This is a genomic window from Proteus sp. HMSC14B05 (genome assembly GCF_001808035.1).
Taxonomy (GTDB): domain Bacteria; phylum Pseudomonadota; class Gammaproteobacteria; order Enterobacterales; family Enterobacteriaceae; genus Proteus; species Proteus mirabilis.
On record NZ_KV792000.1, the window covers coordinates 222,327 to 234,288 of the forward strand.

The 11,962-nt window shown below is 40.2% G+C and carries 12 protein-coding genes and 1 pseudogene; 1 reads left to right on the top strand and 12 read right to left on the bottom strand.

The features are described 5' to 3' along the window. The first annotated feature begins 47 nt into the window (after positions 1-47). Positions 48-1,028 (top strand): thiamine-phosphate kinase, encoded by a 981-nt coding sequence (gene thiL / locus HMPREF3129_RS15015; protein WP_036919768.1) that lies wholly within the window; start codon positions 48-50, stop codon positions 1,026-1,028. An 85-nt stretch (positions 1,029-1,113) separates the two neighbouring features. Here the strand turns inward: thiL and HMPREF3129_RS15020 are convergent, their stop codons facing one another. From HMPREF3129_RS15020 to xseB, 12 genes and pseudogenes are all read right to left on the bottom strand, one after another. Beyond that, positions 1,114-1,449 carry a zinc ribbon domain-containing protein YjdM gene (locus tag HMPREF3129_RS15020; protein WP_004245134.1) on the bottom strand — a complete coding sequence of 112 codons (336 nt, stop codon included), beginning with the start codon at positions 1,447-1,449 and terminating at the stop codon, positions 1,114-1,116. Positions 1,450-1,877: 428 nt separating this feature from the next. Further along, positions 1,878-2,304 (bottom strand): annotated as a pseudogene (vapC, locus tag HMPREF3129_RS18425) (type II toxin-antitoxin system tRNA(fMet)-specific endonuclease VapC). Beyond that, positions 2,297-2,539, bottom strand: coding sequence for a type II toxin-antitoxin system VapB family antitoxin (gene vapB / locus HMPREF3129_RS15025; RefSeq protein WP_004247212.1), 243 nt, complete (start codon positions 2,537-2,539; stop codon positions 2,297-2,299). The pseudogene vapC and the gene vapB overlap by 8 nt, the downstream one beginning before the upstream one ends. A gap of 102 nt (positions 2,540-2,641) precedes the next feature. Then, entirely contained in the window at positions 2,642-3,649 is a 1,008-nt protein-coding gene (gene rbsR, locus HMPREF3129_RS15030; protein ID WP_012367471.1) for a ribose operon transcriptional repressor RbsR, read from the bottom strand. Between the two features lie 4 nt (positions 3,650-3,653). Then, positions 3,654-4,580, bottom strand: coding sequence for a ribokinase (gene rbsK / locus HMPREF3129_RS15035; RefSeq protein WP_036919770.1), 927 nt, complete (start codon positions 4,578-4,580; stop codon positions 3,654-3,656). A 76-nt stretch (positions 4,581-4,656) separates the two neighbouring features. Continuing rightward, entirely contained in the window at positions 4,657-5,547 is an 891-nt protein-coding gene (gene rbsB, locus HMPREF3129_RS15040; RefSeq protein ID WP_070487114.1) for a ribose ABC transporter substrate-binding protein RbsB, read from the bottom strand. A 39-nt stretch (positions 5,548-5,586) separates the two neighbouring features. Further along, the gene (gene rbsC / locus HMPREF3129_RS15045; protein ID WP_004245124.1) at positions 5,587-6,552 is read right to left on the bottom strand and encodes a ribose ABC transporter permease; all 966 of its coding nucleotides are present in this window, start codon (positions 6,550-6,552) and stop codon (positions 5,587-5,589) included. Between the two features lies 1 nt (position 6,553). Next, positions 6,554-8,062, bottom strand: coding sequence for a ribose ABC transporter ATP-binding protein RbsA (gene rbsA, locus HMPREF3129_RS15050; RefSeq protein ID WP_036908360.1), 1,509 nt, complete (start codon positions 8,060-8,062; stop codon positions 6,554-6,556). Positions 8,063-8,069: 7 nt separating this feature from the next. Continuing rightward, positions 8,070-8,489 (bottom strand): D-ribose pyranase, encoded by a 420-nt coding sequence (rbsD, locus tag HMPREF3129_RS15055; protein ID WP_004245122.1) that lies wholly within the window; start codon positions 8,487-8,489, stop codon positions 8,070-8,072. A 340-nt stretch (positions 8,490-8,829) separates the two neighbouring features. After that, positions 8,830-10,704, bottom strand: a complete 1,875-nt coding sequence (dxs, locus tag HMPREF3129_RS15060) for a 1-deoxy-D-xylulose-5-phosphate synthase (protein WP_036919772.1) — start codon at positions 10,702-10,704, stop codon at positions 8,830-8,832. 66 nt (positions 10,705-10,770) lie between these two features. Continuing rightward, the gene (gene ispA, locus HMPREF3129_RS15065) at positions 10,771-11,694 is read right to left on the bottom strand and encodes a (2E,6E)-farnesyl diphosphate synthase (RefSeq protein ID WP_036919774.1); all 924 of its coding nucleotides are present in this window, start codon (positions 11,692-11,694) and stop codon (positions 10,771-10,773) included. Beyond that, the gene (gene xseB, locus HMPREF3129_RS18570; protein WP_004247215.1) at positions 11,695-11,958 is read right to left on the bottom strand and encodes an exodeoxyribonuclease VII small subunit; all 264 of its coding nucleotides are present in this window, start codon (positions 11,956-11,958) and stop codon (positions 11,695-11,697) included. It lies immediately after the preceding gene. Positions 11,959-11,962: the final 4 nt, after the last annotated feature.

An 11,962-nucleotide genomic window follows, 5' to 3' on the forward strand; every position in this document is an offset into this window, starting at 1 on the left:
TACTCCGGCCTTTTATTTAATAAGCATTGCTTCATAGGAAATTGATAATGCCTTGTGGTGAATTCTCCCTCATTAAACAATATTTCACTTCTCAGCCAGTTAAACGCAAAGATGTGAGTACGGGAATTGGGGATGACTGTGCAATATTGACTGTACCTGAAAAGCAACAAGTGGCAATTAGTACTGATACCTTAGTCAGTGGAATACACTTCCTACCAACCATTTCCCCTGAAGATTTAGCGTATAAAGCATTAGCGGTCAATATTAGTGATTTAGCCGCGGTGGGGGCAGATCCTGCTTGGGCTTCATTAGCTTTAACATTGCCAAAAGTCGATAATGATTGGCTTGAGGCCTTTAGTCGCTCTCTATTTGCATTAGCAGAGTATTATTCTATTCAATTGATTGGTGGGGATACAACCAAAGGGCCATTGAGCTTAACCATCACAATACAAGGTTTAGTTCCTCAAGGTATGGCACTATTACGCTCTGGGGCGAAAATTGGTGACTGGATCTATGTTACAGGCTTTTTAGGGGATAGCGCGGCAGGACTCGCGGTTTTACAAAATAGATTACAACCTAGTCAACCAGAAAGCCGAGACTATTTTATTACTAGGCATTTGCGTCCACAGCCTCGTCTTTTACAGGGGCAAGCATTAAGATCTTTAGCAAGTGCAGCTATTGATATTTCTGATGGTTTTATTTCAGATCTAAACCATATTTTAACGGCAAGTGGTTGTGGTGCTCGTATTAACTTAGATGCGTTGCCTTATTCTGCGGCAATGAAATCACAGGTGAGTAAAGAGCAAGCTGAAATTTGGGCATTAAGTGGTGGCGAAGACTATGAACTATGCTTTACCGTGCCTGAAATAAATCGTGGGGCTTTAGATATTGCTTTAGCCCATACGGGAGCTGACTTTCATTGCATAGGGCAAATTATGCCAATTGCAGAAGGTATACGTTATTTACGTGAAGGTAAAGAAGTGCACCCTAATCTGAAAGGGTTTGATCACTTTGGTGATAATAAATAAATCATATCGCTATAAACAAAAGGCGCTTAATGAGCGCCTCTAAAATCAAAATAATGTTATTAATCATTTTAATGATAATTCAAGATTAGCTTTTCTTCACAAATTCAGATTTTAATTTCATTTGTCCAAAGCCGTCAATTTTACAATCAATATTATGATCGCCTTCCACTAAACGTATCCCTTTAACTTTTGTACCAATTTTGAGCGGCGTTGAGCTACCTTTTACTTTTAGATCTTTAATGACTGTCACTGAATCCCCATCGGCTAATAAATTACCATGGGCATCTTTAACAATCAGCTCATCGCTATCAGTTGTTGGCTCAGCATCGTTCCATTCGTGGGCACATTCAGGGCAGACATACATTGCCCCATCTTCATAGGTATACTCTGAGTTGCATTTAGGACAAGAAGGTAATGACATAATAATACTCTCAAATTTTTTCAAAATGGGAAGTGATTAATCGTCACAAAGAGGATAACACTTGCCCGATAAACAAAAGGACACATTATCGTTTTAGCGTAAAAAGTCTAATATGATGACCCAAATGACCAAAAATAGTATTGCCACAGATAATGCGAAAGAATAAGAGTATAATAGATCTGATAGAGTTTTGCATCTTTCATGGATTATTAGATAAAAGATGAGAAAAAGTAGGTTAAATATAGAAGGTAATACACAAAATAATAAGAAATAATATCATTTAAAAACATAAATTAACTTATTGATTTTATAATTATTTATTTTGTTAACTTAGATAAAATAACTACTCTCTCTTTAAAAGAGAGTATCAGTAATAATAGTGTTAATCTTCTTGTTGTTATTTTATAAAATTTATCACCGAGCCTCGTTCAATCAGTTTGGGGGTCTGAGTTAATAACGGTCCAATCCTCAATTCTTAAACCATCAACTCTTTCAAATTCTCGAGTATTATTGGTAACGACTATTAGCCCCTTACTTCTAGTATGTGCTGCTATATGTAAGTGGTTATCACCAACGTGTTTTCCCTGTTTTTCTAGTGTTGCTCTAATGTCTCCATAATGAAAAGCTGCTAAGTCATCGTAAGATAAAACAGTCAGTCGAGAAACAAAGTCGTTAACCGTAGCTAAGTTTTTGGCTGGATTTACACTTTTTTCAGCACCAAAAATGAGCTCAGCGAGTGTAATTGTAGAAATAGCTAATTGTTCAGCATGTTGGTTGAATTTTGGTAATAAAAACTCAGGCTTGCGTTTAATAGTGAATATAACAATAATTTGTATCTAATAGATATTTAATCATAAAAGGATCCTCTTTCACTTGTGGCTTGATCAGGCCTTTCAGATAAGAAATCATCTGTTACAGACTTTTCTGATAAGAAAAAGCTATCCCATGCATTTTGTATAGGTGTGATTATTCTCTCTTTGCCTTTGACGCGAACAAAAACTTCTTTTACATCATCCGGAAATCGAGTCTCAGCGGGTAATCGAACATTTTGTGTTCTATTGCTCATAAATACTTTGCCATACTGGATCATAGTAATAGCTCCTATAAAAACTGCCATATAGCAGTTTTTATAGGATACCAAATAGGTTGTGTGAAATATATACACAACCTATTAACCTATTAATGTAAAAGATTATTTCCTATGAGCTATCACCGAGCCTCGTTCAATCAGTTTGGGTGTTAACACTAATAGATTGGCTTGTGCTTCAATATCTTCCATACGACGTAATAATTGGCTTACAGCAAGTTTGCCCAATTCATCTTTGGGTTGATGAATAGTCGTTAAAGGGGGGATCATATAAGAGGCTAAATCGATGTCATCATAACCGACGATAGAAATATCATCAGGTACACGTAGTCCTTTTTGATAAATCGCTTGGTAAGCACCGACCGCCATTGCATCATTACAGGTAAATACGGCCTGTGGTTGTATAGGGAGTGAGAGCAGTGTTTGCATTGCACTAAAGCCACCTGCAAACTCAAAATCACTGGTTAAAACTAGCTCTTTACGAATGGGTAACCCAGCTTGTTGCATCGCATTATAGTAGCCTTGTAGGCGATGTTTAGCGGGAAGTTTATCTTGGGGACCCGCAATACAGGCGATGTCAGTAAAACCTTTTTCAATTAAATAATTCGTGGCTAATTCTCCCCCTAATAGGGAGTTATCTTGAATAATATCGCTACTGTATTCAAATGGAGACCAATCCATCATCACCATGGGTAACCGTGGATAACGATTTAATACTTCACTTGATGGTGCGCGGGCTTCAGTACACATTAATAACAGCCCATCGACACGCTTTTGTAGCAAGGTTTCAAGGCTAGTATCCATGCGCTCATAGTCGCCTTCGGTGTTGCATAAAATGAGGCTATAGCCTTGTTCATAGCAACTTCGTTCAACACCTCGAACGACTTCAGCATAAAAGGGGTTATTACTGGCGGTAACTAACATCCCTATGGTACGTGTGCAGTTCATTTTTAAACTACGAGCTAATGCTGAAGGGGCGTAATTTAAGGTTGCTATTGCATGATTAACCTTTGCGCGGATACCTTCACTCACATAACGATTGTTATTGATAACATGGGAAACGGTGGATGTTGAAACACCCGCTAAACGGGCGACATCTTTCATTGTTGCCAAAATATTATGCTCGCTCTGCTAAAAATGACTTAATTTCATCACGCCAAGGGACGGAGGATTGCGCGCCATGACGTGTCACTGCAATTGCCGCGGCTGCATGGGCGGAACGGATCGCATCATGAGCTGATTTACCTTCTAATATCGCTGTAACAAATGCACCGTTAAAGGTATCACCTGCGGCAATAGTATCAACTGCTTCAACACGAAAACCGGGAATGATCATACCGGTGCCTTGTTCACTAAACCATACGCCACGACTGCCTAAAGTGATTAAAACGTGTTTTATGCCTTTACTGTGCAAAATATTAGCCGCTTTAGCTGCACCCACTTCATCATGCACAGAAATACCGGTTAATATTTCGGCTTCTGTCTCATTTGGCGTAATAATATCAATAAAACTCAGAAATTCATCAGATAACGGCTGTGCAGGAGCGGGATTTAAAATCACTTTTGTTTGATGTGCTTTGGCTTGTTTTGCTGCCTCAAAGACAGTGTCTAGAGGGGATTCTAATTGCATTAATAAAGCATCTGCTTGTTCAATAATATGACGATACTGATGCAAATGGCTTGGAGTGAGAGCACTATTTGCTCCGGCAACAATGCTAATGACATTTTCGCCTTGTTCATTAACTAGGATCATTGCTACACCTGTAGGTGTCTTGGGAATAATACGAATTGCATCAGTATCAATATTATCTGTTTTTAATTGAGCGATGATTTCGCGACCAATAGCATCATCTCCCACACAGGCTATAAACGTGATATCGGCACCACTACGTCCACAAGCGACGGCTTGATTTGCCCCTTTACCACCAAATGCTATTTTATAGTCATGACCAATCACGGTTTCTCCGGGCTTGGGAAATTGTGCAATATTCATAATATGGTCAACGTTGATGCTACCTAAAACAGCAAGGCGGGGAGTTGTCATAGCCTTTATCCTTTGAAAACCTAGTTTATAACGAAACTAACCACGCAGTGAAAGTACTACGTGGTTAGATGGGTGATTATTTTTGAGTGACTAATTCAAGCTCAACAGGAATAGTGGGATCCACTTTTTCCCCTTTCAGAATTTTATCAGCGGTTTGAATACCAATAATACCAATTTGATCGGGGCGTTGTGCAATAGTCGCACCTAAAACACCTCGGTTAACCGCTTTAATGCCATCATTTGTGCCATCGAAGCCAACAACTAAGACATCGGTACGACCTGCAGTTTGTAATGCACGCAATGCCCCTAATGCCATTTCATCGTTTTGAGCAAATACCGCTTGCACTGAAGGATTAGCGGTTAATAGATTTTGCATAACATTAAGGCCTTTAGTACGGTCAAAGTCAGCAGGTTGGCTTGCTAATATATTAAGTTTGTGAGCATCAACAGCTTGTTTAAAGCCTTCTCCACGCTCACGAGAAGCGGAGGTTCCGGCGATCCCTTCTAGTTGGATCACTTTGGCATCATTACTCACTTTTTCCGCAATATAATCTCCCGCCATTTTTCCTCCTAGACGGTTATCAGAAGCAACATGGCTAACAACCTCACCTTTATTGGCTACTCTATCTAGGGTTACTACAGGAATTTTAGCTTTATTTGCCATTAACACGGCATTACCTACAGCATCAGAATCCGTTGGATTAATGAGCATTAAACGGGTGCCTTTTACGGTTAAGTCCTGCACATTTGCCAATTCTTTGGCTGGATTATCCATTGAATCAAGCACGACTAAGTCATAACCTAATTTATCCGCCTCTTTTTGTGCACTGTCTTTCATGGTGACAAAGAAAGGATTATTGAGCGTTGAAATAACGAGGGCGATAGACTCTTTTGCTAATGCATTGGCACTTATGGTAGCGCTTAGAGCAACCACTGAGAGAAGCGTTGCTATTTTTTTTAGTTTCATAATATATTCCTGTCGGGGTTCGGATTAAGAGAAAGCGTATTATTTTTTGTTATCAACCAGCACGGCAAGTAAGATGACAACAGCTTTGACTATCATTTGATAATTGGATGATATGCCTAATAAATTGAGTGCATTATTGAGAAAGCCTAAAATTAACGCACCAATAAGTGTGCCCATTATGCGTCCTTTACCGCCAGCAAGACTGGTACCACCTAAGACGACAGCGGCGATAGCATCCAGTTCATAACCATTGCCTGCCATTGGTTGGGCGGAAGAAAGACGAGCAACTTCAATGACACTGGCAAGGGCCGCTAATAAACCGCAAAGCGCATAAACAATAATTTTGATTTTATCGACACTAATACCAGATAAACGGGTTGCTGCTTCGTTTCCTCCAAGGGCATAGATATAGCGACCCAAGCGTGTGTGATGCAATACATACCACGCGCTTAAAAAGACAATCATCATCAGCCAAATAGGGGTGGGGATCCCAAAGGGGCGTCCAATACCAAACCAGCTAAACAGGTCGGCATTATCGCTAAATCCTGTATTTATTGGACTGCCATCAGTATAAACACGCGTGACACCACGCAATAACAGCATCATCACTAATGTGGCAATAAATGCCTGCACTTTACCTTTAGCGATAATGACACCTGTAACGCCACCAATAGCGGCTCCTAATGCTAAAGCACCGACAACAGCCACTAACGCATTAACATCAGCCCCTACCATAGAAGCAGCAACAGCACCGGTTAAAGCGAGTAATGAGCCTACCGATAAATCGATACCAGAAGTTAAAATGACTAATGTCATACCCACAGCCATAATCGCGTTAACAGAGGTTTGTTGTAGGATGTTAAAAATATTATTTAAGGTAAAAAAATTCGGGCTGAGTGTTGAAACCACGACAATAAGCAACAATAAGGCAATGAGTGATTTTTGTTCTAATAACCAAGCCTTAGAGAACCATCGTTTTGACGCTGGTATTGATTTTGTACTCATCTCAAACTCCTACTGTAGCACCATATTGTTTACCAACAGCCGCCGCCATTAGCATCTCTTGTGTGACATTATTGGCAGAAAACTCACCGCTGATACGACCTTCATGCATAACTAAAATGCGGTCACTCATTCCCATTACCTCTGGCATTTCTGAAGAGATCAAAATGATGCTTAATCCCTCTTGTTTAAACTTATTAATTAATTGGTAAATCTCTTTTTTCGCCCCCACATCGACACCGCGGGTAGGCTCATCAAGAATAAGTACTTTAGGACGGGTCATTAGTCCGCGAGCAATAGCGACTTTTTGTTGATTACCGCCTGATAAAAAACCAATGATCTGATTAATGGACGGGGTTTTTATGTTGAACAATTTAATAAAGTCACTGACAGTTAATTGCTCTTCTTTATGATTTAAGATCCCCATAGTGCGACTAAAATAAGGTAGCGCCGTCAGTGACATATTCTCTTTTACTGACATACCTAGCACTAAACCATCGCGTTTTCTGTCTTCAGAGATATAAACAATACCTTGGGCAAGTGCATCTGCAGGCTTTTTGATCTGACAAATTTTACCTTCTAACGCCACGCTACCTTGTGTTTTTGGCAATGCACCGTAAATCATTTTCATTAATTCAGTACGGCCTGCGCCCATTAACCCTGAAATACCTAAAATTTCATTTTCATGTAGGGAGAAGCTGACATCATGTATATCTGCACCACTTAAGTGAGAGACATTAAGTTTAGTTTTTCCTGCAGGAATATGGATGCGAGGGTATTGATCTTCTAATTTACGGCCTACCATCATTTCAATAAGTGTCTCTTCTTGTAATGAAGAAACGGGCTTTTCGCCAATAAATTGACCATCGCGCAACACAGTTACATCATCACAAATATCAAAAATTTCTTTTAATCGATGTGAGATATAGACAATGCCACAACCTTGATTTCTTAATTCAGTTATCACACTAAACAGAGAGCGAGTTTCGGTGTCTGTCAATGCATCTGTCGGTTCATCCATAATAATCACTTTAGAGCCAAAACTGAGTACTTTGGCAATTTCAACCATTTGCTGATCACCAATGGATAATTCAGAAACTAAGCGATGACTGCGATAAGGAAGGTTTAAGCGAGCAAGTAATTTATCCGCTTCTGCATACATTTTTTTCCAATCAATGGCACCAAATGCACGGGTAAACTCGCGACCTAAAAAGATATTTTCTGCAATGGTTAATTCAGGGATAAGATTGAGTTCTTGATGGATAATACCTATTCCGGCTTCTTGAGAAGACTTAGGACCATTAAAAGAGCAACGTTCCCCTTGATAAATAATTTCACCTGCGTCTTTTTGGTAGATACCTGTTAGCACTTTCATTAGTGTGGATTTACCTGCGCCATTTTCACCAACAAGTGCCATCACTCGGCCAGGATAAATTCGTAACGTCGCACCAGATAATGCTTTTACGCCTGGAAATGATTTATCAATATTTTTTAATTCAAGTAATGCTTCCATATTGGCCTCAGAAAGTCACACCAGAAAACAGCACGATATTGGCATAAGGAGAGCATTCACCTGTTCTTATCACCGCTTTATTATCTGGAAGTTGTGTTTTAAATTCTTCATGAGTGACATAAATGATCTCGATAGGTTTTTTTTGTTGTTGTTCTAATAAATGCAAATAACGGGTTATCTCACTAAAAAGAAGTGGGTTTATATTTTTAATTTCTATGGCAAGCATAACGGCTTCGACTTGCATTTCATGGGTGATCGTTTGTAACACTGACATAAAGTCAGGGATCCCCTGAGTTAAAGCAAGATCGATACGCTCAACAGAGGAGGGTATGGGTAATCCAGCATCTGCAATCGTTATTTTGTCAGTATGTCCTAAACGTGCAATTACGCTAGAAATTGAACTATTAAGTAATACACCTTTTTTCATCTTTGCCTCCTCAGCGAAACGTTTCGCTGTTCTACATAGTAGGAAATGAAAATAGGAAAACAAGTTGGATTTATTTATATTGTGAAGGTGATCGAAACGTTTCGTTAAAGGAAAGAAAAAAGGAAAAATCTAACTGATTGAATCAATTAACGCTGAATGGATTCAATTTTAAAATTGATAAATTACAGTTAATTTCATTAAAAAGTGATCTTTAACAAGATTTGAAAATAATTAAAAAAGAAAAGAAATAAGGGCAGTTTTTACAAGAAAATAAAGTCAGAATTTATTAACCTTATCAATAGTCTCTCCGGCTTTACAAGCAAGAGAGACTTTTGAAATATTAGCTCAAAGAATGAGCCTGATAAGCTTTAATCGATTTTTCAATGCCTGTTGCATCAAGTCCTAAATCGGCTCTGATCTCTTCTTGTCCACCTTGTGGCACAAAAAGATCAGGTAACCCTAAATTGAGTACGGGCACTAAACAACGCTCTTGCATTAATAACTCGTTAACGCCGCTACCTGCGCCACCCATAATGGCATTTTCTTCTAAGGTGACCAGTATGTCGTGTTGTTTGGCAAGAGAAAGGATCAGTTCTTTATCTAGTGGTTTGATAAAGCGCATGTCTGCAACTGTTGCATCCAGTTTTTCTGCAACATCTAAGGCTTCGGGTAATAAGGTTCCGAAGTTTAAAATTGCAATACTTTTACCTTGGCGACGAATAATACCTTTTCCTATAGGAAGTTCGCTCAGCGGTTGTAATAGCGCACCAACCCCTGATCCTCTAGGATAACGTACAGCGACAGGCCCTTCTTGATAATGGTAACCTGTGTGCAACATTTGGCGACACTCATTTTCATCGCTAGGTGCCATAATAATCATATTAGGGATACAGCGTAAGAAAGAGAGATCAAAAGCTCCTTGGTGGGTCTGACCATCCGCACCAACAATGCCACCACGATCGATAGCAAAGAGTACCGGGAGTTTTTGGATAGCCACATCGTGGATCACTTGATCATAAGCGCGTTGTAAGAAGGTGGAGTAAATAGCCACGATCGGTTTATAACCACCAATGGCTAATCCAGCAGCGAAGGTGACGGCGTGTTGCTCCGCAATTGCGACATCAAAGTATTGTGCGGGGTACTCTTTAGAAAAGCGCACCATACCAGAGCCTTCACGCATAGCAGGGGTGATTGCCATTAACTTTTCATCAGTGGCGGCTTCTTCACATAACCAGTCCCCAAAAATTTTTGAAAACGTCGGGCGTGCATTCGGGCTTTTAGGTAAAGTACCGGTCTTTGGATCAAATTTAGGTACCGCATGCCAACTGATTGGATCTTGCTCTGCGGGAGCGTAACCCCGACCTTTTTTGGTCATAATATGTAAAAGTTGCGGCCCTTTTAGATCGCGCATATTCGTGAGCGTTTGTACTAAAGCAATAACATCGTGACCATCAACTGGACCAATATAGTTAAAACCTAACTCTTCAAACATGGTGCCGGGCACAACCATGCCTTTAATATGTTCTTCTGTCTTTTTCAGTAATTCTTTAATTGGGGGAATACCAGAAAAGACTTTTTTGCCACCTTCACGTAGCGTGGTATACAGTTTGCCAGATAGAAGTTGTGCAAGGTGGTTATTTAGTGCCCCGACATTTTCTGAAATCGACATTTCATTATCGTTAAGTACCACTAGCATATCTGGATTAATATCACCGGCATGATTCATGGCTTCAAATGCCATTCCTGCCGTAATTGCACCGTCACCAATCACACAAACAGTCTTTCTGCCTAGTTTTTCTTGCTCTGCAGCAACAGCCATACCCAGTCCAGCACTGATAGAGGTGGATGAATGACCAACACAGAGTTTGTCATATTCACTCTCATCACGCCAAGGGAAGGGATGTAAGCCGTTTTTTTGACGAATAGTATCAATGCGATCACGACGACCCGTTAATATTTTATGAGGATAAGCCTGATGGCCCACATCCCAAATCAGATTGTCAAAGGGAGTTTTATAAACGTAATGAAGCGCAACCGTTAACTCAATAGCACCTAAACCTGAGGCGAAGTGACCACTTGAGCGGCTGACACTGTTAAGAAGATATAGCCTTAGCTCATCACAGAGTTTAGGTAAACTCTCTTTTGGTAATAGGCGTAAATCTTCGGGTGTTTCAACCAACGCCAATGTGGGATATTTTTCGATATCAATGCTCATGTGATGCCTATTAATTAATGACTTGTAATAGGGAAAGAGCAGGTAAGCTGCTCTTTTTATTTTTTATTAGTTTTTCCGTTCTACGATAAAATTCGCTAATTGTTTTAGCGTAGAGGTATCGTACTCGTATTGTTCAAGAAACGCTAAGGCATCCAATGCTTCGTTATACAATTCCTGTGCTTTCTTTTGTGCTTGTGCTAAACCAAGTAGAGCCGGATAAGTACTTTTTCCAGCTTCTTGATCACTTCCCTGTCGCTTTCCAGTCTCTTCAGTGTTCCCAATAACATCTAAAATGTCATCCTGAACTTGGAAAGCCAAGCCTATAGAGTGGGCATATTTATCCAGTGCAGGTAACACATCGTGCCCTTTTTGCCCTGCGCTAAGTGCCCCTAGGCGAACCGCTGCACGAATTAACGCACCTGTTTTATGTAAATGAATTTTCTCAAGAGCGACAAGATCAATTGATTTATCTTCGGCATCAAGATCAAGTGCCTGTCCACCACACATACCCGCTAAACCACTGGCTGTGGCTAATTCAGCAATCATGGCTACGCGATCGGCAATGGCGACATCAGGCATCGCATTTTTGGCTAAAATTTCAAAGGCCAAGGTTTGTAATGCATCACCCGCTAAAATGGCATTGGCTTCGCCAAACTCAATATGACAAGTGGGTTTTCCTCGACGTAAATCATCATTGTCCATTGCCGGTAAGTCGTCATGGATCAGTGAATATGCATGAATGCACTCAATAGCGGCTGCTGGCACATCAAGATTAGCAACAGGTACGTTAAACATTTCTCCTACCGCATAAACAAGAAATGGGCGTAAACGTTTCCCCCCCAAGAGTGCTCCGTAGCGCATTGCTTGGCTGAGTGGCATATCAGAAAAAGGCAACGTTTGTAGCGCTTGGTTGAGTGCTTCATCAACACGCTGATGTGCAGAATGTAATTTTTGACGGAACGCATCCGTACTTAAAGTTGCGTTACTCAATTATTCAGCCTCTTGGATAAAATCATCAGGTGTAGCGTCATCATCCTCTTTGAGTAAGATGCGAACACGTTGTTCAGCATCTTGTAATGTTTTTTGTCCCACACGAGCTAAACGAACACCATGTTCGAACTCATTAAGGGCCTCTTCTAAAGGTAATTCACCTGATTCTAAGCGGTTAACTATTTGCTCAAGTTCTTGCATCGAAGCTTCAAAACTTGGAGTTTGCGTGGTGTCTTGGTTAATTGATGTCGTTTTTTTAGCCATAATA

Bases quoted from the DNA above. Each gene is read 5' to 3' on its own strand.
- thiL (WP_036919768.1), top strand. From the start codon at position 48: ATGCCTTGTGGTGAATTCTCCCTCATTAAACAATATTTCACTTCTCAG.
- HMPREF3129_RS15020 (WP_004245134.1), bottom strand. From the start codon at position 1,449: ATGTCATTACCTTCTTGTCCTAAATGCAACTCAGAGTATACCTATGAA.
- vapB (WP_004247212.1), bottom strand. From the start codon at position 2,539: ATGATCCAGTATGGCAAAGTATTTATGAGCAATAGAACACAAAATGTT.
- rbsK (WP_036919770.1), bottom strand. From the start codon at position 4,580: ATGACAACTCCCCGCCTTGCTGTTTTAGGTAGCATCAACGTTGACCAT.
- rbsB (WP_070487114.1), bottom strand. From the start codon at position 5,547: ATGAAACTAAAAAAAATAGCAACGCTTCTCTCAGTGGTTGCTCTAAGC.
- rbsC (WP_004245124.1), bottom strand. From the start codon at position 6,552: ATGAGTACAAAATCAATACCAGCGTCAAAACGATGGTTCTCTAAGGCT.
- rbsA (WP_036908360.1), bottom strand. From the start codon at position 8,062: ATGGAAGCATTACTTGAATTAAAAAATATTGATAAATCATTTCCAGGC.
- rbsD (WP_004245122.1), bottom strand. From the start codon at position 8,489: ATGAAAAAAGGTGTATTACTTAATAGTTCAATTTCTAGCGTAATTGCA.
- dxs (WP_036919772.1), bottom strand. From the start codon at position 10,704: ATGAGCATTGATATCGAAAAATATCCCACATTGGCGTTGGTTGAAACA.
- xseB (WP_004247215.1), bottom strand. From the start codon at position 11,958: ATGGCTAAAAAAACGACATCAATTAACCAAGACACCACGCAAACTCCA.